Raw genomic sequence first — 21,964 nt, 5'->3', positions numbered from 1 at the left:
CGGAACGCGTCGTTCTCGAGCGCGGAACTTGATCTGTCCTCGCCAGCGCGACGTGTGGCTCTGAGCGTCCAAGCGGGTCGAGCTCATACGAACAACGGCGCGCTCATCGCCGCCCTTGCAGCGGCCTCCTCACCCGACACGGACTGGTTGATCCTCGCCGTTCCCTCGAGCTACAAGAACAGTCACGTTGAACATCATGTGCGGCGCAACATCACACACCTACTGGCATCACGAGGGATCCATCTCGATATCCGAGGCATCGCGCTGTTCGCTTATTAGACGCATTTCATGGGTGATCTTCTCCACCACGCGCGCTGCTTCCTCATGCTCCCAATAGCGCAACACCGTCCAGCCGAGCGCCTCCAACGCTGCTGTGGTCGAGCGGTCTCGTTCGACGTTCGCCAGCCGCTTGACAGCCCAGAACGACGCGTTCGCACGCGGCGCCACATAGTGCTCCGGACAGCCGTGCCAGAAGCACCCGTCAACAAAGATCGCTAGACGCAGGCGCGTGAACACGATGTCAGCGCGCCGACGACGGTTGAAGGGGAGGGGATAGTCGACCCGATATCGGAGCCCCGCCGCGAACAGCAGACGTCGGATCGATCGTTCGGGAGAAGTGTCACGACCCTTATTCGCCTGCATGTTGGTCCGAACCGCAGCGCTCGATGCCCACGACTGAGCGGGGCCGTCGGCCGCCCGTTCATGTCGGACCATCCGCCTAGTATGACTACGACACACTTGCAGGAGCTCGGCCACGATCCGCCGATGTGCGATCCTGGTCTTGAGCATGGAGGTTGGAATGAGTCAGGCTGTCCTCAACAGTCATCAGGTAGCCCCGTCAGCCTCGAGGCTGACGGAGTCGCTCCGGGATATCGGCTACGACACCGCGACCGCCATCGCCGACCTCATCGACAACTCGATCGCCGCCGGCGCCAGCGAAGTACGCGTCGATTTTCGCTTCGATGGCTCGCGCTCCGCGATCACGATCGCGGACGACGGCATCGGGATGTCTGCCAATGGTCTGCTCGAGTCGTTGCGCTTCGGAACACGACGGACGTACGAGCCGGGGGAACTCGGGAGATTCGGTCTCGGTCTCAAGACCGCATCGCTCTCGCAGTGCCGCCGTCTGACCGTCGTGTCGAAGCGCAGGGACGGCCGCGGTTTCATCTCCCGTCGAACCCTCGACCTTGATCTGATCGCTGAACGCGATGAATGGTTGATCATCGAGGACAGCGCCTCAGCCGTCGTCCAGGACGCTTGCGAGGACCTCGAGACGCGCGCCGGGGGCACTGTGGTCGTGCTCGAGAAGCTCGACCGCATCCTCAACGCGAAGACAGCCGAAGGAGGCCTGGGGCGACGACGACTAGCCACCGCGTCTCGGAAGGTCGCTGAGCACCTCTCGGTCGTTTTTCACAGGTATCTCGCTGGCCAGGTGTCCGGGCACGATCTGGTCATCGCAGTTGACGGGGTGAAGCTCGAGCCGTGGGACCCGTTCGCTGTTGAGGAGGACCACACCCTGCAGCTTCCGGAGCAGGTCTTCGAGATCGAGGCCGGTGGCGCGACCCACGAGGTCACCCTCCGACGATTCGTCCTGCCCGCGAAGAACACGTTCAGTTCGGTGGATGCCTTCGACGCTCTGTCCGGCCCACTGAAATGGAATCGGCAGCAGGGTCTCTACATCTACCGCGTGGACCGTCTTGTCCAGTTCGGAGGCTGGAGTGGTCTGCGCGGCCTGGACGAACACATGAAGCTAGCGCGGGCTTCCATCGAGTTCCCCACCCCCCTCGACGAGGCTTTCCAGATCAACGTCGCGAAGATGAGGGTGAACCTCCCGCCCGAGATCCGGCCCATGCTTGAGAAGCCGATCCAGGAGCTGTGTATCCGCGCGAGCGACAGGTACCGCCAGGCTGCCGGCCACGATGCCCCCCGCGCTTCTTCCAGGAGCAATGTGCAGGCAGATCTCTCAGACGTGGGCGTGGCGCTCCGCGCCGCCGCGTTGGACGGTGGGAACCTCGCTGCCCTCGAAGAGACGTTCGCTCTTCTCAAGAGTCGCTCGCCTCAGGTCTACCGCGCCCTCAACGCAGGGCGCTAGTCCTCGCTCACTCGACGGCGGCAGCGACGCCGTTCCGGTTCGCATACGCGCACGTCTCGATCAGAGGGCACTCTGGGCACCGCGGGGTGGTCGGGAGACAGATCGCTCGGCCGATCTCGAGCAGCGCGAGGTGTGCAGAACGGCTGGCGTCGCCGAAGCCGATCATCGCCGCGACCGCCAGACGACCGTCGCTGTTCTTGTTCCGTCGGTCGCTCAGGTCATCCGCATACCTGGAGGCAGTCCGTACGACGGCCTGATTGACCACAACAGGCTGCTCCTCGTTGTCGAGGCTCACATCGTCCGGGGCAGCAAGTTGAACGAGGTCAGCGAGACCGCCCGTGATCAAACGGTTCTCCACCGCGGCGACCAGGCCAGCACTGCTGACCTGCCCCTCGTGTTCGACCACGAGGAAGCTCGCGAGAGCGACCAAACGTTCCTCAAGCCCTTCCTTCGCGATCCAACGGCACACGAGCGCCAAGGACTCGCGGTCCCTGAGCATCGCTTCTGGTCCGTCCCATGACGAGATGCGGGGCCAGAGCGACTGCATCAGGAGATCGCTGCCTCGATCGAGGATCATCTCCGCCGCAACGATGGCCCACCGGTTCCGTCCCAGGAACCACGGCATCGGCGAGTCCGTGTGGTTCGACCACCAGCCATGGAGGACGCGCGCGACCCCCTCACGCCCGAGGCCGGCCGGTCGCGGTGTCTCAAGGGCATCTCGCACCGCCGAACCGACCGCCCGACCCAAGCGGGGCGGCACCGCGTTGCCGATCTGCTTGAACGCCGCGGTCGGACTCCCCGCGAAACGGAAGTGATCGGGGAAGGTCTGGATGCGAGCCGCCTCGCGCACGGTGATCGTGCGGTTCTGCTCAGGATGGATGTACCAGTACCCGTCCTTCGCGATGTGCGCGGTGATCGTCCGGGAGACCCCGTCATATTCGAGCCGCTTGTACTTGTCGTCGAAGATGTCAGAACGGTAGCGCCGCAGTTCCTCGGGCAGGTCCGAGTACCGCGTGTCTGAATCCATGAGGTCGAAGGCACGGAGGTCGTCCTCCCGGACAGACCTCGTGACATGGTCGTAGATGCGGTGTCGGTGTCGCGCCGGCACCTCCGAACGCATTTCGCCCTGGTACCTCGTACTGGGCCCGTGATACGGCAGGTACCCCTGCTCACCCTCGGTCAGCCAACCACCTTCGACGGGAGGAAGGTCCGATATCGCGTGCCTCAGAGTCACGGGGTATTTCGTCGCCTCGGGCCAGGTGAAGGCTAAGTTCTCGCGCAACGCGACGAGGATCAGCCTTTGGCGGTGTTGCGGAACGCCGTAGTCCGACGTCTGAACGATCCTCGTCTCTACTGAGTACCCCAGGTGTTCGAGATCGAGCGCCATGCTGCGCAGGATGAACATCTCGCGGTCGAGTGCCATGTCCGGGACGTTCTCCATGATCACGGCCCGGGGCAGCGCGAGCCGCACAACTTCCAAGTACGAGCGCCAGAGATCACGACGGGCATCAAGTGGATCACGGAGCCCCTCGCGCACCCTATGACGGATGCCGGATCGGCCCGCCTTCGAGAAGGGCTGACAGGGCGGTCCACCCGCGAGCACGTCGATCTCCGCCTCGACCATGATCGACGCGATCTCTTCGACGACCCCGGCCTCGCTGAGGTCCCAGTCCACACTGAGCCCTCCGAAATGGTGGGCGTGCGTCTCGTTCGCTTCGAGGTAGTGATCCGCTCCGAGAACGACTCGCATGCCGGCTTGTTCGAGGCCGAGACTCAGACCGCCGGCTCCGGAGAAGAGATCCGCGGCGAGCAGCAGGCCGGGCTGCTCCTCGCGGAGCCTCCGCGCCAAACGGACCAGGCCTTCCCGGTCCCGCACGTGCTCAGCGTGCTTGGCAAGGCGCAGTACGCGCCCACGGACGAATCCCGTGGCGTTGCGATCTCCTAGGAGCACGCTCCGCTCAGCGGCAACTGCTGCAGATCGCTCGCTGGCCTCTGACTCCGACCGCACCTGTTCCCCCGACCCAGGCTGTAGAGCCCTCACTCCGATTGCTGCCACCACAGCCTAATGGCCGACCAGGGGAGCAGATGCATAGGGCGCTACGAGCCGGGGGCGAGCGAACGCCGACTGTCTGCGAAGGCCGATTCGATCAACTGCTGGCGAGGCTCGACCGGCATCCCGTGCAGGGTTCGGAACCCAGCCTGCCTGCGGATGCGCTTCATCGCGTCGCGCAAGTAGTTCTGACGATTTCCGATATTGTGCAAAGCGGACTCTCGCACGAACACGTCGGCGATGGCGCGCGCTACCACCGGGTTGCCTCCGATCCCGGTCCGCTCCATGATCGCTACCGATTCATCTTCGCCGAGAAGTCCTGCGAGATCAGCGCCGAGCACGAAAGCCCTCCACCAGATCCTCCTGAACACGTTCCGGGGGGCACCGATCAGGCGCTCGTAGCGCGCGTTCACGGAACCGTCCGCTGAGTTCGCGATCGGGAATCTCCAGAGAGCCACATCCGGCAGGAGGCTCAGCGTCAGGAACGACCAGACATCCCGCTCCGCCGCGTCTGACGGCAGGATGTCCATCGCATCCAGCAACACTCCGGTCAGAGCTTGGTCGAAGGGCCGCCCTCCACCTTTGAGTAGACGCGTCGGGTAGCCGTGCTCACGGGCCACACTCAGAACTTGCTCCCGTAGAGCTCCGAGCTTCTCGTCGCTCGCCCGATGGGTCCCCAAGGGATAGAACGGTGCTCCGGCGACCGTAGCGACGACGTGCTGCTCGACTGCGGACGGCTCGAGCGCCGCCAACTCGATCAACCTGGCCTGCGCGGCCGGGAAGGGCAGCCGGGGGTAGATCAACGAACCGATCATCAGATCACCCCCACTACCGACTGCAGCCGCGCCTCGAAGCGACTCCGGTCATGGCGATATTCTCCGCGGAGGCTCCCGAGGTCGTCCCCGAGCAGTCGGAGCGGACCGCTGAGCATCTCACCCAGACTGTCCTCTTCGTACGCCGCGTCCAGCTCGAAGTCTCCGTGCTCGAGCGCGAAGGCCGCCAACTGCCGGAAGATGTCCGCCTTCATGAGCGCTAGCGCGGTCTTCGCGACGTCACTCGTGGGACGTTCAAGTAGCTCCCCGACCAAGGCGCTCTCGTCATTCACCCACAGCCAGACTGCCGACGCGGCAGGGACGTCCAGACTCTCCGCCGAGATCTGCAACCACCAATGGCCACCTCCTCCGGCAGGCAGGCCGAAGTCCGCGAAGGAAACAGGGGCTATCGGCAGGCGTGCACCGCGCCCCTCGAGAGCGATGCTGTGACGGGTACTCCACAGGACGGTCCCGACCTGATAGGGAGTAAGCACTGACGCAGGATCTTCGCTCGGCTCGAGGAGCATGATCTGGCACTCGAGGTCCACCCGCGCGCGAAGTAGCGACCCGTCGATGCGTGTCGTGAGGCCTGTGGTGTCTGCCCTAACTACCGCGAACTCGGAGGCACCCCTCAGTGAGGTAGCGGGACATGACCACGTGATCACAGCACCGATTCGCGCGTTCCTGTCCAGACCCAGAGCTCGGAACACAGCGTCATGGCTCAGGTGTACGGACGCAGTGATGTTGAGATCCTGGTAGTAGGACCAATCTGGCAGGACCTCAGGATCAGCCTGCGCTACCTCGTCATCGGTGGAGACGCTCCAGCCCTCGAAACGCACATCGCGGTCGGAGAGCGTGAGAACACCTCGACTGACTGCTCTCATGAAGCGGAGGCCTCCTTCGCGTGAGTGATCGACACACCTATGGCAAGACCCTGAGGCTGCGAGACGCGGATGGAGTGCACGCCGCGCCCGAGTGAGGCGAGCGGTATCTCTTCAGCGGCAGCCACGTGGGACCCATTGGTGAACCAACCCAGAAAACGAGGTGCAGGCGCTCCGATAGGTGCTTCCTTCTCCGCCGATCCGCCCTCCAACACGACAGAGATTGTCACTCTCAAGTACGAGTCAGCGATAGAAGCTCCGGTCGGGGTCGAGACACTGAAGCCGAACTCAGCGACGACCTCGTTAGCGTTCACGAACAGGTGAGGTTCGCTGTCCATCCGGACTGCGACCGCGCCAGATCTGGCGCCCTTCCGGGTAGGGGTGCCGACAGTGCGCTGCACCTCCGCACCCGGCCCCGGCGCCCCGCCGAGGACCACGCCCAGCTCCTTGGACAGATGCGCGATCGATGACTGGTGCCCCTGCTCGCCGACGTTCTCCTGTAGTACAGGCTTGCGCCTGAACTCCTCCTTCAGCTTGTTCAGCGTCTGAAGCACAGGATTACGCGTCCCCTTCTGCAGCCCCATGTTCTTCGGCACCCAGTCGTCGTGGGCGACCGGCTCTGCCTTCGCGAAGGACGTGTCGAGTTCCGGGGCTGCGATGAAGACCCCTGCGACAGCAGCACCCTCTGGCGGCTCCGGCACATCCATGTACTTCACGACGAACCGCGGCTCACGCATCAGAGCCACGTGATGTGACATCTCGGGTCTCTTCCCGGCGGGGAGATAGTTCCGATAAGCGAGTGCTCCCAGTCGCTGGACCGGCCGCGTTCCTGCGATCTCGGTGGCTCGCCACGGCTGCGACTCAACTTCGGTCGGATTGTTGAGAACGCGAACCGCGCGCTCGTATGCCCGGACGAACTGTCCGTACTCCGCATCGGTCCGAGGATCCGATAACGGCATCGCCGTGTCGTCCACACCAAAAGCGAATCGGATCGAGGGACCACCACCGCCATCGATCATGTGCGGCCACGCCCATCGACGCGCAGCTTCTGCGATGTCGATCAGCGCCTTCTCGAGGGTCTCATCCTCGGCCATCTGCGGTGCAAGCACCGCAATTGATGTCCCCGTATCCGCAGGGCCCAGCGCTGTGAGTCCTAGATCGAGAGCGAGATCGCGCGCGGCCGAGCCGCGCAGTGGTTCGATCCCGCTCTCGTCCACGACGCCCCACCAGTGACGCCCCGTATAGCGCGTCCCTGCATGGCTGTAGTCGACGTCGCTCACACCCATAGCGATCAGCCGTGGCTCAACCGTCCCGTCGATGATCGATTGACTGTAAACGATGCACGTGTCGACCCCACTGGCGTCGTACAGAACGCCCTTCCCGAAACCGTATGTCCCGCCTGCGTACCCCTTATCCCGCGATCGCCCGACGTTGCGGACGAAATCAACGAAGTCTGAGCGCTCACCTTCGCGCAGTTCGACGTCAGCGCGCGTGGGCCCACCAAGTCCACGCGTCCCACTGTCCGCGACAAGCAGCATCGACAAGCTGCGAGCCCCGAGGGCCTCCTTGAGTCTGTCGCCCGGTCCGCCGGTGGTGCGCGGGATGCTGGCGAACACTGCGGAGCGGAGAGTGGCCAACTGCTCCTGGGTGAGGCGGCGCCCCGTGATCGAGAAATCGATACCGGATGCTCCGTTCACTCGCGCGTCCCAGCTGTTCTGCAGGGTCTCGCGGAGGAAAAGTTCCCAAAATTTCACATGCGACTTGCCGATCGCCATTTTGGTCGATCGAGCATGAATGCCTCCGGTAGGCGGGAACCGTTCGCTGTACAGATCGAGAACTGTCATGCCAGCACCGCGATCGCGCGCAACAGAGGCTCCTCAGGAGCGAGATCGGCGATCTGGTCCAAGTCGATCGAGTAATCAACGCGGGCGATCGGACCAAGCTCCTCGGGCGCGACGAACTTGGCTGGAATGATCCGCGGAAACGTGCCGTCGACCCGGAAGAGCTTCGCTGCGAGGCGCGAAAAGCGTGAAGCGGCGTACTCCTCGTCGTCACCCAGGTTATAGCCGCACTCTGCAAGCTTCCCCAAGAACGCGCTCGCGTGAGCGCCTGTGTCCAAGATCCTGTTGACCACTTCTGGGACACTCTCCCCGCTGATCGAAGGCTCGTACTGCTCGGCGTACAGGTACAAGCTCTTCCCCTCGGGTTCCTCGAGCTGCGTCATACCGTGCACACCAATGGTGAAGTGGTCACGGGAGGTTGTCGCTTTGATCTCCAGTGCGCTGGTTTCTCCCACGAAGTCGTGGCGCGCTCCGCCGGGGCCGACCCACAGGTCGATCGCTCCCAGCCCGGCGCGTTGGATCAGGCCCTCGAGCACATGCAGCTCAGCGAGCAGCCCTACTAGAGCAGCAGGACCGAGCGGACTCCCTGCCCGATGCTCGAACATGGAACGCCACCGCGCCAACACCGAAGCGACGGTCGCGACGGTCGCTTCGGCGCTTCGTGAAACTTCTAGGAGCAGGTCATCGACCAGCAGTGCGAACGGCCGTTCGAAGACGTGGTCAAGGCACCGGAGGATCACATGGTCCATTCCATCCGCGCTGGGGAGGCGCACCGTATCCATGCGTACCCCACGGGTTGATCTGTCGGAGAAGTCACCGATGACATCGGGGGCCGGGATCAGAACCAACGGGAGGGCTGATCCGTCCAAACCGAACAGGACCGGGCATCCTGAGACTTCGACGTCGGACTTGCGGGTGAGCAGTTCTCCCGCTTCCGGAAGTTCTGCTCGCAACATGGCATAGACGTCAGCAGCCCGATCCATCAGTTGCGCCCGCCGCTCGCGCCCATCACGTCTGCTTGCTTCTCGTCCGCACCATCCGCCCGGTCGACCTCGGCCGCCTCGTCCTCGACATCCTCGTAGATCGTGGCGACGGGCGCCGCGACGTATTCGACGGTCGAATGACCAGCGGTCGCCGCTGGGAAGAAGATCGCGACGCCAACGAGATGGTCCACTGCATTGAGCTTGGTGCGCTTGCTCTTCTTCTGCGACGATGCGGCGGGCTTGGGCTCGGAATCCTTATCGATCGGATAGATGCACAGGAGTCCCTTCGGACCGATCCGCTCGTCCCGGAGTCGGATAAGAGCCCTCTCACGCTTAGCTTCGTAGGCGCCTCCTGCCATTTGCTCGACGAAGCTCGAGACTTCTTGCGGGTTCAGGTCGACGTCGGCCACACGGTCGATCGGGGAGGCGATGGACTTGAGATTTGCATACCCCTCCTCTCCGCCGAGCATCTTGCTACGCGTGATGACCCGCGAAGGAGAGCTCAGGCCGAGATCGACGCTGGGCGTTCCCTTTCCTTCGATGAATACCACATTCCAGAGATCGAGGGCACCCATAGCCGTCTCGTTCTCGATGTATCTCTTGATCAGCTGCGCATTCATCGTTCGAGCGTTCTCGTGGAACTGGTACGAGTCGATGAACTCGAGAATTGCGCTCACGGGAACGTCTTGCACTCCGCGGCGGCCGTTCTCAAAAGTAGTCTCGACGAGCCCTTCTTCCCGCACCGTTCTGACTAGCCCTTTGACCGCCTCGGCGTTCGTGTGCAGCCAAGACTCATCCCGGTGGTTGAAGAGGATCGTTTGAATTCTCGCCTCGCTGTAGCTAATGTCGACCTTCACAGCGTTTCGCATCTTCGCCGCGGCAGTGATTGCCATGCTCGGGTGCTTGCGGATACGCACGCCAGCCTCGATTGGCGACACCTTCTCCAGCTCGTAACGCTGGATATCTCTCCGAATCTCCGCCTCGACGAGCGACAGGTCCCGGAACCAGCCTTCCAATTCACTGGTCATCCAGATCCGGACAAGGTCCTCGTACCCGCGGCGGTATCCGAACCAACGTCCCATCTGGAGCAACGTGTCGTAAGCGGACGCGGAACGCACGAAGTAGCTCGACACGAGTCCTTCCAGCGTGAGACCGCGGGAGAGGGTGTTACCCCCGATGACTATCGCGGCGATCGGCTCTTCATCGGCATAGCTGAGTCGCTCCGTGGACAGGTAGTTGTCGACGATCACCCGCGTCCGCTCGACCGTTGCCGGAAGCGGTTCGCGAAGTTCGCTGAAGGAAACGCGAGCGTTCGCGAAGCCTGCTGGGTCGACAACGTCAGCCTCCGCCTCCCACAGCTCCTGCATTTCGGTCCACGCCGGGGACGATACGTCACAAAGGTCCTCGGCCAGCAGTTCGAGCATTTTCCGAACACTCTGCGCCAAGCGCATGTGCGCGTTGGCCAGCATCGAGGTGTGGATCAGCATCGTCGAGTGCGCGTTCGAGGTCTTGCGCACTTCCCGTGCCGCCGTGGCGAGGAGGAACCAAAGGATCGAGGATCGCATCGCGCCGGTGACCTCAGGTGTCCAAGACTCGATCGCCGCTGCGGGCTTCGGCGGACGCATCGCGGACGCCTCGTCCTCCGGGACCTCCCGGACGACATTGAGCCCGTCCAGCCCTTCATCATCCTCGGAGAGTTCATCGCGACCGAAGATCTGTTCGCTTCCGAAGTATCCGTCCGGCTCCGGCAGGGGGACGATGAAGTCACGCGGATAGAGATCCTCGCCCTTCTTCGGATCGATCAGCAGGTTGGCGAATGGTGTCGCCGTGTATGCGACATAGGCGACCTTGGGCCGAGCGAGAACCTGCTTCAGCAGTGCGTTGATCCGCGAAGCTCGACCCGCCTTACCTACGTCGACACTAGCCTGATCAGCCTCGTCATCGATGATCAGGATGGGGAGCCCCGCGAGCGTCGATGCCCCCGCTGAGTTCAACCAGTTCTTGAGGTGCGTTAACCGAGACGGGTTCTTCTTCACAACTCCGATGCATCGCATCTCGGGTTGCCTCAGTATCGTTCCCGCGTTCTTCATCGACGCTGTGAAATCCGACTCGGCCTCGGTGAGCTTGTACCACTTATGAGGACCGAGATCGATCAGGGTCGCGTCGATGCGGCCCTGCGTCTGACTCCGGAGGTTATCTGTGATCCCGGATAGGACGATGAACATCCGGTACCCGGCATCTGCCGCCTTCGCGATCAGTGAGATGAAGTTGGTCGTCTTCCCGCTCTGCACGTATCCCAACACGAGCCCACGGGTCGAGAAAGTGCTCTCGCCCGGCGGGCGCATCACTGAGAGGATCCTGCTCGAGGCGTTGTCGATCGACGTGACGGCGTCAGGTCCGAGACTTGCAGTCAAGCGTGCCTGCAATTGCGGCCAGAAGTGGTCCGTCGCCTTCGGCCCGTCGTACCAACTGCCGAACTTCTCCTCGTGCACGAGCGCAGCGGGGTCAGCGATGGCGGCGATCAGGCCGCAGCGCTCTTCGTACCTGCGACGGGCGGTGGCCGCCAGTTCGTCGGGCACGTTCATTCTCCGCAGCTTCGACACAGCTCCGGCGATCGAGTTGCCGCCTGCTACCAAATCGCTGATTGTGTCGGCGTACTCGTCCGCGAGCTCCGTGTTCACTTCGACCTCCAGGGTGTTACCGAGGAGACTAACGACGAGACGCGCCGGCGGTATGAGCCAGAAGCCGGTTGATCAGCGGTTGGACCCTTTTTCACCCATGAGGTGGCGGCGTTCGCTCCACTTCACGGCGAATTGTGATGGTATGGCTGCATCGCGCGCACTCGGCGGGTTGACTGATACAGCGACATCCGACTACGGGTCCGGTCCGCTTCCTCACCCGCCAAGAGAGAGCGAGGCCCACCTTTGCCTGCCTCCCGGAACTGCTCACACCGTCCTCGGCGGGACGCGCTCCCCCCAATGACCCAAGACGAGAGCCTGCGCCGCCCGCGCCACCACCTTCGACCTCTCTGACGCTACCGCTCCCTCCGATTCGTCATCAGCTTCTGTTCTACGCCTCACCCAACGGATCCGCCGTCGCCCGCTCCCACCCCGTGAGAGTCCCGCTGTGTATCGTTACCGAGCACGCAAGTCGCGCGACTCAAATCGTTTCGGCTTGTAGTCAGCGCGCCGTCACCGACGACGGGCGCACCCGTCAAGGAGGACACATGCACTTCAGCCCCGCACCCGACCCCACGCTGAGCCACCGCCGCACTCAGACGGCGCTCACGGTTCTCGGTCCGGACGGGACTCCGCTCGCCGACACCGAGGTGACGGTCGCGCAGCGGGACCACGCGTTCGGGTTCGGCAACATCGGCTTCGACATGGTGGCGCTCGCCAACGCCGAGGACGGCGGGGCCATCAACTTCGGCGGGGCGACGAACAACCTCGAGCAGCTCGCAGAGCAGTGGCTGGGCATCTACAACTCCGCGACCCTCCCGTTCTACTGGGGTCGGTTCGAGCACGAGCGCGGCAAGCCGGACACGGCCCGTCTGCTCAAGACGGCCCAGTGGTTCAAGGACCGCGGCATCCGCACCAAGGGCCACCCCCTCGTCTGGCACACCGTGCAGCCCGACTGGTTGCTCGACCTCCCGACGGACGAGATCGAGCGTCTCCAGCGCGAGCGCATCCGCCGCGACGTCGCGGACTTCGCGGGTGTCATGGACACGTGGGACGCGATCAACGAGGTCGTGATCATGCCCGTGTTCACCAACGGCGACAACGGCATCACGAACCTTGCCCGCGAAAAGGGCCGCATCCACATGATCCGGATGGCGTTCGAGGAGGCTCAGGCCGTCAACCCGAACGTCAAGCTGCTCCTCAACGACTTCGACATGTCGACGGCGTACGAGTGCCTCATCGAGGGTGTCCTCGAGGCGGGCATCAAGGTCGATGCCCTCGGTCTGCAGAGCCACATGCACAAGGGCTACTGGGGCGAGGAGAAGACCTTCAACGTCCTCGACCGCTTCTCCCGGTTCGGGCTGCCCCTGCACTTCACGGAGACCACCCTGCTCTCGGGCGACATCATGCCCGCGGAGTACGTGGACCTCAACGACTACCAGGTCGAGAGCTGGCCCTCCACGCCCGAGGGCGAGGAGCGTCAGGCGGACGAGATGATCCGTCACTACCGCAACCTGCTGTCCCACCCGTCGGTCCACGCCATGACGTACTGGGGACTGTCCGACGAGGGCATGTGGCTCGGCGCGCCCGGTGGGCTCATCCGCGCCGACGGCACCCCCAAGCCCAGCTACGACGCGCTCCGCGACCTCGTCAAGGGCGAGTGGTGGTACGCGCCCACGACGCTGCGCACCGACGCGCAGGGTCAGGTGCAGGTCGAGGGCTGGCTCGGTGACTACGACGTCACCGCAGGCGGCACGACGGCCTCCGTCACCCTCGACACCATCGGTGCCAGCACCGCCCAGGTGCAGCTGCCCCGCTGAACCGAGCACCACCACGAGCGCCCGTCACGCTGACCGCGTGACGGGCGCTGCCCGTACCTCGTCGATCACAGGAGACTGACATGGTTCGCCCGATCACCTTGTTCACCGGCCAGTGGGCCGACCTGCCCTTCGAGGAGGTCGCGCGCCTCGCCTCCGGCTGGGGCTACGACGGCCTCGAGATCGCCTGCTGGGGCGACCACCTCGACCCCTGGCGCGGGGCGGAGGACGACGCGTACATCCAGTCCCGGCTCGACATCCTCGAGCGGTACAACCTCAAGGTCTACGCGATCTCGAACCACCTCAAGGGCCAGGCCGTCTGTGACGACCCGATCGACGAGCGCCACCGGGACATCCTCCCCGACCAGGTGTGGGGCGACGGCGACCCCGAGGGCGTGCGCCAGCGTGCCGCCGAGGAGATGAAGATGACGGCCCGCACCGCGGCGCGCCTCGGCGTCGAGACCGTCGTGGGCTTCACGGGCTCGTCGATCTGGAAGTACGTCGCGATGTTCCCGCCCGCCTCCCAGGCCATGGTCGACGCCGGTTACCAGGACTTCGCGGACCGGTGGAACCCCATCCTCGACGTCTTCGACGAGGTGGGCGTGAAGTTCGCGCACGAGGTCCACCCGAGCGAGATCGCGTACGACTACTGGACGACGGTCCGCGCGCTCGAGGCCATCGGCCACCGCGAGGCGTTCGGCCTCAACTGGGACCCCAGCCACATGGTGTGGCAGGACATCGACCCCGTGAGCTTCCTGTGGGACTTCAAGGACCGCATCTACCACGTGGACTGCAAGGACACGAAGAAGCGGATGACGAACGGTCGCAACGGCCGGATGGGCTCCCACCTGCCGTGGGCGGACCCGCGGCGCGGCTGGGACTTCATCTCCACCGGTCACGGCGACGTCCCCTGGGAGGACGCCTTCCGGATGCTCAACACCATCGGGTACACCGGCCCCATCTCCGTCGAGTGGGAGGACGCCGGCATGGACCGGCTCGTCGGAGCCCCCGAGGCCCTCGCGTTCGTCAAGCGCCTCGCTCTCGACGCCCCCGACGCCGCGTTCGACGCCGCGTTCTCCGCCCGCGACTGACCACCCCCACCCTCCGGAAGGACCATCAGCCATGGCTGACAACGCACGCCCCCGCCTCGGCGTCGGGATGATCGGGTACGCCTTCATGGGCGCCGCCCACTCCCACGCCTGGCAGACCGCCCCCCGCTTCTTCGACCTCCCGATGAACCCCGAGCTCACGGTGCTCGGCGGCCGGAACGAGACCGCGGCCCGGGCGGCCGCCGACCGCTTCGGGTGGCAGTCCGTCGAGACCGACTGGCGCGCGCTCATCGCCCGCGACGACGTCGACCTCGTCGACATCTGCACCCCCGGAGACACCCACGCCGAGATCGCCATCGCGGCCCTCGAGGCCGGTAAGCACGTGCTGTGCGAGAAGCCGCTGGCCAACACCGTCGCCGAGGCCGAGCTCATGGCCGCCGCGGCCGCCGACGCCGCGACGCGCGGCATCATCTCGATGGTCGGGTTCTCCTACCGCCGCGTCCCCGCCATCCAGCTGGCGCGTCAGCTCGTCGCCGACGGGCGCATCGGCACCGTCCGCCACGTGCGGTGCCACTACCTGCAGGACTGGCTCACCGACGAGAACACACCGCTCTCGTGGCGCCTCGACAAGGAGAAGGCCGGCTCCGGCTCCCTCGGTGACATCGGTGCGCACGTCATCGACCTCGCGCAGTTCATCACCGGCGAGGACATCACCGGCGTCTCCGCGCTCCTCGAGACGTTCGTGCCCGAGCGCCCCGTCGCGGAGAGCTTCACCGGCCTGTCCGGGACGGCGGGCAGCGAGCGCGGCCCGGTGACCGTGGACGACGCCGCCGTCTTCCTCGCGAAGATGTCCGGCGGTGGGGTCGGCATCTTCGAGGCGACCCGGTTCGCCGCGGGCCGCAAGAACGCCATCCGCGTCGAGATCAACGGGTCCAACGGCTCGCTCGCCTTCGACTTCGAGGACATGAACGTCCTGCACTTCTTCGACGCGAACGACCCCGCAGGCCAGACCGGCTTCCGACGCATCATCGTCACCGAGCCCGAGCACAGCTACATGGCGAACTGGTGGCCCACCGGCCACGGCCTCGGGTACGAGCACGCGTTCACCCACCAGGTCGTCGACCTCGTCGGGGGCATCGCGTCCGGCGTCGCACCCGCGCCGTCCTTCGCGGACGGCCTCGCCATCCAGAAGGTCCTCGCCGCGATCGAGGACAGCGCGGAGCACGAGAGCACCTGGACGACCGTCGGGGCCCCGGCCTCGAGCGGGACGCAGCCCGCGAGCTAGCGACCCTCAGCTGTCGTGGGTGGGCGCCCGTCCGGCGGACCGGCGCCCACCCACGACCATGTGCGCGAAGTATGCGAGCGCACCCGCGAGGAGCGTCACGCGCAGCACCGCGAACACCGCGAGGCCGACGACGGCGCCCACGAGGCCCCCGGTCGGGCCGGCGACGAGCCGCCCGAGCACGGCGAACACAGCGACGACGACGGCGGCCGCGACAGCCGTGAGGAGCATCTCGAGCAGCGCGTCGGTGAGGTCACGGCGCAGCTGGCGCGGCAGCTCCCGCAGCTCCGCGCGGAACACCTCCCCGGGCGATGCCTCCCTCGGTGCGCCCGAGGCCATGCCCGCGTGCAGGTGCGCGGCCGGGACGTCGGCCGACGGTGCGGAACCCGGCATCGCCGGGTGCGGGGTGGTCGGCACCCGCTGGTCGTAGGGCACCCGCTGGTCGTAGGGCACCCGCTGGTCGTAGGGCCCCGGCTGGTCGTAGGTCATGCGTCCATTGTCAGGTTGTGGCGCCGTCTCCAACACCCCCCAGGTCCCGTCGGCAGGGGGACGTCTCCCCATCGCGCCCCCGGGGGCCGGCCCGTCATCCTGGGACCTCCCGTCACCGACCGAGAGATCCCATGCCGTCACGTACCGTCCCCGCCCGCCGCACGTCCCCTCCGCGCTCCGGCGTGACAGCGATGATCGCGACCGTCGTCCTCGTCCTCGCCGCGTGCTCCCAGGACACGGAACCGCAGGAGGACCCGTCTGCGGACAGCCCGTCCGGCATGACGACCGGCATCCCGGCGCAGTGGTCGGAGGGGATCGAGGACGGCCTCGCGCGGTACCCCGACATCGGGTCGACGGGCATGAGCAGCTTCGACTGGGAGTGTCCCATCGTCGACCGGATCGACGTGGACAGCACGACGATGAAGAAGAGCACGACGGCGTTCTGGAAGCTCGGTGAGGGCGTCCACGAGATCGAGTGCGCGTTCTACCCACCGACCCCCGTGTCGTTGCGCTACGCGGAGGCGACCGACGACGCCGCCTACGCCGACCTCGAGGACGCCACGGGCGCGTTCGAGCAACCGGGGAACGAGCAGGTGGAGGACGAGGTGACCGTCGGGGAACGCACCTACACGACCGTCACCTGGGAGTACCCGACGAATCCCGCAGCGGGCACGATGTTCGTCGCCTGCCACCTCGAGCCGGAGGCCCGCACGCGGGCGTGCCTCGAGGTCTCCGACTCCGACGAACGGAGCACGGACTACGACGCCGAGCAGGCCGCGCACGACCTCGACGCCATCCTCTCCGCGGAGGGCTGAGCGAAACTCGTCCGCCGTCCAGGGCGCCGCGGACCCCCGGGTACGGATCCGTGAGCGGTTCCCCGCTCGGGCACCGACCATCGCGCGCGACATGCCGGTCGCCCTCCCGTGCGGCAACGAACGACGGGCCGACCCGCGGCGCCCCTCCCGCTGGGAGGAGCTCCGGGGCCGGCCCGTCGGTGCGAACCAGGACTAGCTCGCCGCGTCGTCCTGCTCGACGTCGAGGACGATGAAGTCCTCGTCGAGGTAGACGTCGACCTCGCTGCCGTCGACGAGGCGCACCTCGACCTCGTACCCGGAGCGGTCGCGGTCGATGTCGGTCACCTCGCCCTCGCCCGTCTCTGCGAGCGCGGCCTCGCTGGCCTGGGTGCGCTCGTCGGCGGTGAGGGCCGCGTCGTCGCCACGTGGTGCCCCGTCGGGGCCCCCGCGGCCGTCAGGGGACGCGCCCCCTCCGTCGCGGCCCGTGTCGCCATCGCGGTCGTCGGTGTCACGGTCCTGCATGTCACGGTCCTGCATGTCTCGGTCGTCCGAGTCACGCTCCTGCATGTCACGGTCGTCCGGACCACGGTCGTCCGGGCCGGGACGACCCTCGTCCTGACCGCCACGGTTCCGGTCGTCACCGCGGTGCTCGTACCAGTCGTCGCGGTCGTCGTAGCGGTTGTGGGGACGGTCGTCGTCGTTGTCGAGGACCTCGTCGGCGACAGCGGCGCCGATCCCACCGACGGCGAGGAGGATCACGGCGGTGCCGCCGATGAGGGCGGCACGGTGCTGGCGGGTTCCCTTGGTCCGCCAGTCCGGCTTCCCGTCACCCTGCGGGTACGGGGCGCCCGGGCCGGGCGGCGTGCCCGGAGGGGTCGATCCGGGAGGCACCGAGCCTGCGGGCGTGTACCCGGCGGGAGCGGGAGCAGCAGGACCACCAGAGGTGGCTGCGGGGGTCGGGTCGGACGCCGCAGGGACCGGCGCCGACGGTTCGGGTGTGGTCGGGTTCTGGGGTGTGGTGTTCTCGTTCATGGCTCCAGCGTCTCTCCGGGTCGCTGAAGCCAACCTGAACGCCCGTCGGCTCCCGATGTGAGGTGGGCCACAGCCCGGCGCGGGCCCGGTCGTCGCGGGCCTGGTCGTCGCGGCCTAGTCCTCGCCGAGCGCCGGCAGCGTGACGACGAACCGCGCCCCACCCAGCGGCGAGTCCGCGACGGTGACCGTCCCGGCGTGCACCCGGGCGATGTCGGCGACGATCGCAAGCCCGAGCCCGCTGCCACCGGCGTCGCGTGCCCGGGCGTCGTCGAGCCGCACGAACCGCTCGAACACCCGCTCCCGGTCCTCCTCCGGGATGCCGGGACCGTCGTCGTCGACGACGAACCGGACCTCGTGGGCGGACCCTCCCGGCACCGGCCCCACGGCGAGCGTCACCCGCTCACGGGCGTGCCGCGCGGCGTTGTCGACGATGTTGCGCACGAGCCGTGCGAGCATCCGCGGGTCCCCCTCGACCCGCGCCGGCTCGATGCCGGTCGCGTCGACCGTGAGCGAGGTCGTGTCCCGCAGGCGCCTGACCTCGGCGAGCAGGACGTCGTCGAGGTCCACGGGGCGGCGCTGGAGCTCCGCCGTCCGCTCGTCGAGGCGGGTGAGGAGCAGCAACGACTCGACGAGGTCCTGCAGACGCATCCCCTCGGCGAGGACGACCGACGCGAGCTCACCCTCGGGCAGGGCGTCCGGGTGGTCGCGTTCGAGCTCGGCGTACTGACGGATCGCCGCGATGGGCGAGCGGAGCTCGTGGGAGGCGTCGGAGACGAACTGCTGCTGCTGGCGGTGGGAGCGTTCGAGGCGCTCGAGCATGCGGTTCATGGTCCGCGCGAGCCGGTCGATCTCGTCACCTGTCTCGGGGACGGCGACGCGCCGGTCGAGGTCGGCGCCACCGATCGAGTCGACCTCGCTGCGGATCTGCTCCACGGGAGACAGGGCACGGCCGACGATCCGCCACGTCGTGAGCGCGACGATGCCGAGCGCGAGCGGCACCCCGACGAGCAGCAGGCCCGTCGTCGCGTCGACGGCGTCCTCGACGCTGTCCAGGGAGTACGCGGCCCGCAGCTCGTAGGGGCCACCGGGGACGTCCACGCGCTGGGTGACCACGAGGTACTCGTCGCCGTCGAGCTCTGCCCGGGCGGGCTCGCGGCCGGTGCGCGGCAGGGTGAGGCCGGTGGTGTCCTCCGTCTGGGCGACGACCCGGCCCCGGTCGTCGAGGAGCTGCAGCAGGCGGTCGTCCTCGTTCTCCGCCTGCACCCACTCGCCGGCCGCGTCCCGCTCCCGGTCGGGACCACCACCGCGTCGGTCGGCGGCGTCCTCGAGCTGCTGGGCGAGCACCTCCGTGTCCGCCTCGGCGGTCGTGGCCACGCCGTCGGTGAGGGTCGAGCCGAGCAGCCCGACGAACGCGAACGACCCGGCGAGCAACGAGACGCCCACGACGGCGACGGCGCCGAGGGTGGCGCGGGCCCGCACGGACGCGGGGCGCCGCGGGCTCCTACCCACCGTCGGCGGCCAACCGGTAGCCCGAGCCGCGCAGCGTCTCGATGGCAGAGCGTCCGAAGGGGCGGTCGAGCTTGTTGCGCAGGTGCCGGACGTACACCTCGACGATGTTGGGGTCACCCTCGAAGTCGAAGTCCCACACGTTGCCGAGCACGTCACGCTTGCTCACGACGTCACCCTTGTGGCGCAGGAGGAACTCGAGGACGGCCATCTCCCGCGAGGTGAGCTCGACCTCGGTGTCGCCGCGCCACACACGGCGGGCGGCGGGGTCCATCCGCAGGTCCCCGGCCTCGAGGACGGTCGGGCGGTCGCGCGCTCCGCGGCGCACGAGCGCGCGCAGCCGGGCGACGAGGACCGCCGACGCGAAGGGCTTGGTGAGGTAGTCGTCGGCGCCGGTGTTGAGCGCGGTGACCTGGTCGTCGTCACCGTCGCGCGCGGTGAGCATGAGGACCGGCGTCCAGTTCTCCTGCGCGCGCAGCCGCTCGCACACCTGGGTGCCGTTGAGCCCGGGCATCATGACGTCGAGGACGATGGCGTCGTACGTGTTCTCCTCGGCGAACCACAGGCCGTCGACGCCGTCGTGCGCGAGGTCCACCGCGAAGCCCTCGGCCTCGAGACTGCGCCGGATGCCCTCCGCGAGGCGCACCTCGTCGTCGACCACCAGGACTCTCATGCGTTCCAGTCTGCCGCGACGGGCCTGAAGCCGCACTGAAGGCGCACCTCCGGGTCCCGCCGAGCCGGGTCGTCGCCCGTCAGGCCAGCATGTCCCGCACCATCGGGATGACCTGGGTCCCGTACAGCTCGAGGCTCGACATGAGCTGGCTGTGCGGCATGTGGCCGTTGGCGTACTTCATGTCGAGGCGGTCGAGGCCCATCGCCTGCACGCTGCGCACGATCTTGCGCGCCACGGTCTCGGGCGACCCGACGAAGTAGGCGCCCTGCGGTCCGGCGGCGGCCCGGAACTGCCCCTCGTTCATGGGCCGTCCACCCCGCTCGCTCGCGACGGTGTTGAAGGCCTTGCCCATCGTCGGCCAGGCCTCGGCGAGGGCCTGCTCGTCGGTCTCGGCGACGTGCCCGGGCACGTGGACGCCGACGGGCAGGGACTCCTTGCCGAACTCCCCCAGGGCGCGTCGGTAGAGGTCGGTGAACTGCCGGAACGCCACGGGGTCACCCCCGATGATCGCGAGCATGAGCGGCAGGCCGTACCCGGCGGCGCGCACGACGCTCTCGGGGCTGCCGCCGACGGCGATCCACGTGGGCAGGAGCCCGCGCTCGACGTGCGGGAACACCTCCTGGCGCTCCAGCGGCCGCCGCGTGCTGCCTTCCCACGTGACGGGTTGCTGCGCCCGGACGGCCATGAAGAGGTCGAGCTTCTCGGCGAAGAGCTCGTTGTAGTCGGCGAGGTCGAAGCCGAACAGGGGGAACGACTCGGTGAACGACCCACGGCCGAGGATGACCTCGGCGCGCCCGTCGGAGACGGCGTCGAGCGTCGCGAAGCGCTGGAACACGCGGATCGGGTCGTCCGAGCTCAGCACGGTGACGGCGGACCCCACCCGGATGCGTCCGGTCTTCGCGGCGATGGCGGTGAGGACGACGTCGGGGGTGGAGATCGCGTAGTCGGCGCGGTGGTGCTCCCCGATCCCGATGACATCGATGCCGACCTCGTCGGCCAGGACCCCCTGCTCGACGACGTCCCGGATCACCCGGGCGTGGCTGTGCGGTGTGCCGTCGGGCGCGAAGGTGGTGTCGCCGAACGTGTCGATGCCGAACTGCAGTCCTGTGCTCATGGTGCTCTCCCTCATCGGTCGCCTCCCCCCAGAGTAGTTGAGAGTTCAACTAACCGCGCGCCATGTCTCCCACGTCACAGTCTCGGCTGCCCAGACCCCTCATAGTCCGCCGCCACCTGACCGATCGGAAGGGCCAGGGGGAAGTCAAGGACGGTTTCCAGGACCCGTGGTCCGGCGCCGTCCGCACACCACGAGCAGTCGGAGGCTCCATGTCCCGCCCAGATGTCCGGATCGGTGGGGGCGCCGTCCCCTTCGAGACGGCACGCACGTTCGTCCACCGGTACCTCAACACACCGCAGGACCACTGGGCCTACCCCGCGTACGACGCCTACCCCGGCGGGCCGTCCGACGCGATCACCGAGCCCGACCTCCTCGCGCCGTCGCTCCTCGGCAACGCGCTCCCGAACATCGCGGCCTACGACGCGCTCGTCGCCAAGCTCCCGGCGATCAACGCCGTCCTCGGCGCGATCCCGCTCGAGACGTCCCTCGCCGGCGCCACGTACGACGAGATGAGCCTCGTCGTCGACGTCTTCGCGTTCCTCGACACCCACGCCATGCCCGGTGTGCGGATGGCGCTCTTCTCCACGATCCTGCACCGCAAGCGCCCGCGCCTCATCCCCCTCTACGACAAGCACATCGCCCGCTGCTACGTCGACCTCGACGGTGCGCCGATCACCCGCGACGACAACCGCTCCTTCGCCGCGTTCGCCCAGCTGTGGCTGCGCGCTGTGCAGCGCGACCTCGACAGCCAGTTCGACACCTGGGCCGAGTTCCAGACCCTCACGCCCACCGACGGCCCACCGATCAGCGCCCTGCGCGCGCTGAACATCGTCGGCTGGAAGATGGGATCGACGGCGCAGCCGTTCTGAGA

General features: G+C 67.0%; 18 protein-coding genes. 6 read left to right on the top strand and 12 right to left on the bottom strand.

Annotated features, from left to right (window positions below; genetic code table 11):
* Positions 1 to 228: 228 nt before the first annotated feature.
* Positions 229 to 714, bottom strand: a complete 486-nt coding sequence (locus AC2AXK_RS04655; protein WP_484344163.1) for a very short patch repair endonuclease — start codon at positions 712 to 714, stop codon at positions 229 to 231.
* 85 nt (positions 715 to 799) lie between these two features.
* Between AC2AXK_RS04655 and AC2AXK_RS04650 the strand changes: the two genes are divergently transcribed.
* Positions 800 to 2,092: an ATP-binding protein gene (locus tag AC2AXK_RS04650; RefSeq protein ID WP_484344162.1), complete on the top strand. Its 1,293-nt coding sequence runs from the start codon at positions 800 to 802 to the stop codon at positions 2,090 to 2,092.
* A 7-nt stretch (positions 2,093 to 2,099) separates the two neighbouring features.
* On the opposite strand, the gene AC2AXK_RS04645 is transcribed toward AC2AXK_RS04650, so the two are convergent.
* The 6 genes from AC2AXK_RS04645 to AC2AXK_RS04620 all read right to left on the bottom strand — a co-directional run bounded on the left by AC2AXK_RS04645 (position 2,100) and on the right by AC2AXK_RS04620 (position 11,340).
* Positions 2,100 to 3,968, bottom strand: a complete 1,869-nt coding sequence (locus AC2AXK_RS04645; protein WP_484344161.1) for a DNA cytosine methyltransferase — start codon at positions 3,966 to 3,968, stop codon at positions 2,100 to 2,102.
* Between the two features lie 221 nt (positions 3,969 to 4,189).
* Positions 4,190 to 4,957, bottom strand: a complete 768-nt coding sequence (locus AC2AXK_RS04640; RefSeq protein WP_484344160.1) for a DUF6339 family protein — start codon at positions 4,955 to 4,957, stop codon at positions 4,190 to 4,192.
* The gene (locus tag AC2AXK_RS04635; protein WP_484344159.1) at positions 4,957 to 5,838 is read right to left on the bottom strand and encodes a hypothetical protein; all 882 of its coding nucleotides are present in this window, start codon (positions 5,836 to 5,838) and stop codon (positions 4,957 to 4,959) included. Before AC2AXK_RS04635 ends, AC2AXK_RS04640 begins: the two co-directional genes overlap by 1 nt.
* A complete protein-coding gene (locus AC2AXK_RS04630) occupies positions 5,835 to 7,679 on the bottom strand; it encodes a hypothetical protein (protein WP_484344158.1) in 1,845 nt (614 codons plus the stop codon). Before AC2AXK_RS04630 ends, AC2AXK_RS04635 begins: the two co-directional genes overlap by 4 nt.
* Positions 7,676 to 8,659: a PD-(D/E)XK motif protein gene (locus AC2AXK_RS04625; RefSeq protein ID WP_484344157.1), complete on the bottom strand. Its 984-nt coding sequence runs from the start codon at positions 8,657 to 8,659 to the stop codon at positions 7,676 to 7,678. Before AC2AXK_RS04625 ends, AC2AXK_RS04630 begins: the two co-directional genes overlap by 4 nt.
* Positions 8,659 to 11,340 (bottom strand): Z1 domain-containing protein, encoded by a 2,682-nt coding sequence (locus tag AC2AXK_RS04620; protein ID WP_484344156.1) that lies wholly within the window; start codon positions 11,338 to 11,340, stop codon positions 8,659 to 8,661. Before AC2AXK_RS04620 ends, AC2AXK_RS04625 begins: the two co-directional genes overlap by 1 nt.
* Positions 11,341 to 11,885: 545 nt before the next feature.
* On the opposite strand from AC2AXK_RS04620, the gene AC2AXK_RS04615 reads away from it, so the two are divergent.
* The 3 genes from AC2AXK_RS04615 to AC2AXK_RS04605 all read left to right on the top strand — a co-directional run bounded on the left by AC2AXK_RS04615 (position 11,886) and on the right by AC2AXK_RS04605 (position 15,488).
* Positions 11,886 to 13,157: an endo-1,4-beta-xylanase gene (locus AC2AXK_RS04615; protein ID WP_484344155.1), complete on the top strand. Its 1,272-nt coding sequence runs from the start codon at positions 11,886 to 11,888 to the stop codon at positions 13,155 to 13,157.
* Between the two features lie 80 nt (positions 13,158 to 13,237).
* Positions 13,238 to 14,245: a sugar phosphate isomerase/epimerase family protein gene (locus tag AC2AXK_RS04610; RefSeq protein WP_484344154.1), complete on the top strand. Its 1,008-nt coding sequence runs from the start codon at positions 13,238 to 13,240 to the stop codon at positions 14,243 to 14,245.
* A gap of 31 nt (positions 14,246 to 14,276) precedes the next feature.
* Entirely contained in the window at positions 14,277 to 15,488 is a 1,212-nt protein-coding gene (locus tag AC2AXK_RS04605; protein ID WP_484344153.1) for a Gfo/Idh/MocA family protein, read from the top strand.
* A gap of 6 nt (positions 15,489 to 15,494) precedes the next feature.
* On the opposite strand, the gene AC2AXK_RS04600 is transcribed toward AC2AXK_RS04605, so the two are convergent.
* A complete protein-coding gene (locus AC2AXK_RS04600; RefSeq protein WP_484344152.1) occupies positions 15,495 to 15,974 on the bottom strand; it encodes a hypothetical protein in 480 nt (159 codons plus the stop codon).
* A 131-nt stretch (positions 15,975 to 16,105) separates the two neighbouring features.
* Here AC2AXK_RS04600 and AC2AXK_RS04595 point away from each other — a divergent pair, with 131 nt between their 5' ends.
* Entirely contained in the window at positions 16,106 to 16,789 is a 684-nt protein-coding gene (locus tag AC2AXK_RS04595; protein ID WP_484344151.1) for a hypothetical protein, read from the top strand.
* Positions 16,790 to 16,981: 192 nt separating this feature from the next.
* Here the strand turns inward: AC2AXK_RS04595 and AC2AXK_RS04590 are convergent, their stop codons facing one another.
* From AC2AXK_RS04590 to AC2AXK_RS04575, 4 genes are all read right to left on the bottom strand, one after another.
* Positions 16,982 to 17,800, bottom strand: coding sequence for a hypothetical protein (locus AC2AXK_RS04590; protein ID WP_484344150.1), 819 nt, complete (start codon positions 17,798 to 17,800; stop codon positions 16,982 to 16,984).
* A gap of 114 nt (positions 17,801 to 17,914) precedes the next feature.
* Positions 17,915 to 19,309: a sensor histidine kinase gene (locus AC2AXK_RS04585; RefSeq protein ID WP_484344149.1), complete on the bottom strand. Its 1,395-nt coding sequence runs from the start codon at positions 19,307 to 19,309 to the stop codon at positions 17,915 to 17,917.
* Positions 19,302 to 19,979, bottom strand: coding sequence for a response regulator transcription factor (locus tag AC2AXK_RS04580; protein ID WP_484344148.1), 678 nt, complete (start codon positions 19,977 to 19,979; stop codon positions 19,302 to 19,304). Before AC2AXK_RS04580 ends, AC2AXK_RS04585 begins: the two co-directional genes overlap by 8 nt.
* A 79-nt stretch (positions 19,980 to 20,058) precedes the next feature.
* The gene (locus AC2AXK_RS04575; RefSeq protein ID WP_484344147.1) at positions 20,059 to 21,093 is read right to left on the bottom strand and encodes an LLM class flavin-dependent oxidoreductase; all 1,035 of its coding nucleotides are present in this window, start codon (positions 21,091 to 21,093) and stop codon (positions 20,059 to 20,061) included.
* 209 nt (positions 21,094 to 21,302) lie between these two features.
* On the opposite strand from AC2AXK_RS04575, the gene AC2AXK_RS04570 reads away from it, so the two are divergent.
* Positions 21,303 to 21,962 carry a DUF6308 family protein gene (locus tag AC2AXK_RS04570; protein WP_484344146.1) on the top strand — a complete coding sequence of 220 codons (660 nt, stop codon included), beginning with the start codon at positions 21,303 to 21,305 and terminating at the stop codon, positions 21,960 to 21,962.
* Positions 21,963 to 21,964: the final 2 nt, after the last annotated feature.

The organism is Sanguibacter sp. Z6_81 (assembly GCF_057180625.1).
This window is presented reverse-complemented; position numbering and strand designations above follow the sequence as displayed.

What these genes read in the sequence shown, in the direction of transcription:
- AC2AXK_RS04655 (WP_484344163.1), bottom strand. Translation starts at nt 714, where the DNA reads ATGGTCCGACATGAACGGGCGGCCGACGGCCCCGCTCAGTCGTGGGCA.
- AC2AXK_RS04650 (WP_484344162.1), top strand. Translation starts at nt 800, where the DNA reads ATGAGTCAGGCTGTCCTCAACAGTCATCAGGTAGCCCCGTCAGCCTCG.
- AC2AXK_RS04640 (WP_484344160.1), bottom strand. Translation starts at nt 4,957, where the DNA reads ATGATCGGTTCGTTGATCTACCCCCGGCTGCCCTTCCCGGCCGCGCAG.
- AC2AXK_RS04635 (WP_484344159.1), bottom strand. Translation starts at nt 5,838, where the DNA reads ATGAGAGCAGTCAGTCGAGGTGTTCTCACGCTCTCCGACCGCGATGTG.
- AC2AXK_RS04630 (WP_484344158.1), bottom strand. Translation starts at nt 7,679, where the DNA reads ATGACAGTTCTCGATCTGTACAGCGAACGGTTCCCGCCTACCGGAGGC.
- AC2AXK_RS04625 (WP_484344157.1), bottom strand. Translation starts at nt 8,659, where the DNA reads ATGGATCGGGCTGCTGACGTCTATGCCATGTTGCGAGCAGAACTTCCG.
- AC2AXK_RS04615 (WP_484344155.1), top strand. Translation starts at nt 11,886, where the DNA reads ATGCACTTCAGCCCCGCACCCGACCCCACGCTGAGCCACCGCCGCACT.
- AC2AXK_RS04610 (WP_484344154.1), top strand. Translation starts at nt 13,238, where the DNA reads ATGGTTCGCCCGATCACCTTGTTCACCGGCCAGTGGGCCGACCTGCCC.
- AC2AXK_RS04605 (WP_484344153.1), top strand. Translation starts at nt 14,277, where the DNA reads ATGGCTGACAACGCACGCCCCCGCCTCGGCGTCGGGATGATCGGGTAC.
- AC2AXK_RS04600 (WP_484344152.1), bottom strand. Translation starts at nt 15,974, where the DNA reads ATGACCTACGACCAGCCGGGGCCCTACGACCAGCGGGTGCCCTACGAC.
- AC2AXK_RS04595 (WP_484344151.1), top strand. Translation starts at nt 16,106, where the DNA reads ATGCCGTCACGTACCGTCCCCGCCCGCCGCACGTCCCCTCCGCGCTCC.
- AC2AXK_RS04590 (WP_484344150.1), bottom strand. Translation starts at nt 17,800, where the DNA reads ATGAACGAGAACACCACACCCCAGAACCCGACCACACCCGAACCGTCG.
- AC2AXK_RS04580 (WP_484344148.1), bottom strand. Translation starts at nt 19,979, where the DNA reads ATGAGAGTCCTGGTGGTCGACGACGAGGTGCGCCTCGCGGAGGGCATC.
- AC2AXK_RS04575 (WP_484344147.1), bottom strand. Translation starts at nt 21,093, where the DNA reads ATGAGCACAGGACTGCAGTTCGGCATCGACACGTTCGGCGACACCACC.
- AC2AXK_RS04570 (WP_484344146.1), top strand. Translation starts at nt 21,303, where the DNA reads ATGTCCCGCCCAGATGTCCGGATCGGTGGGGGCGCCGTCCCCTTCGAG.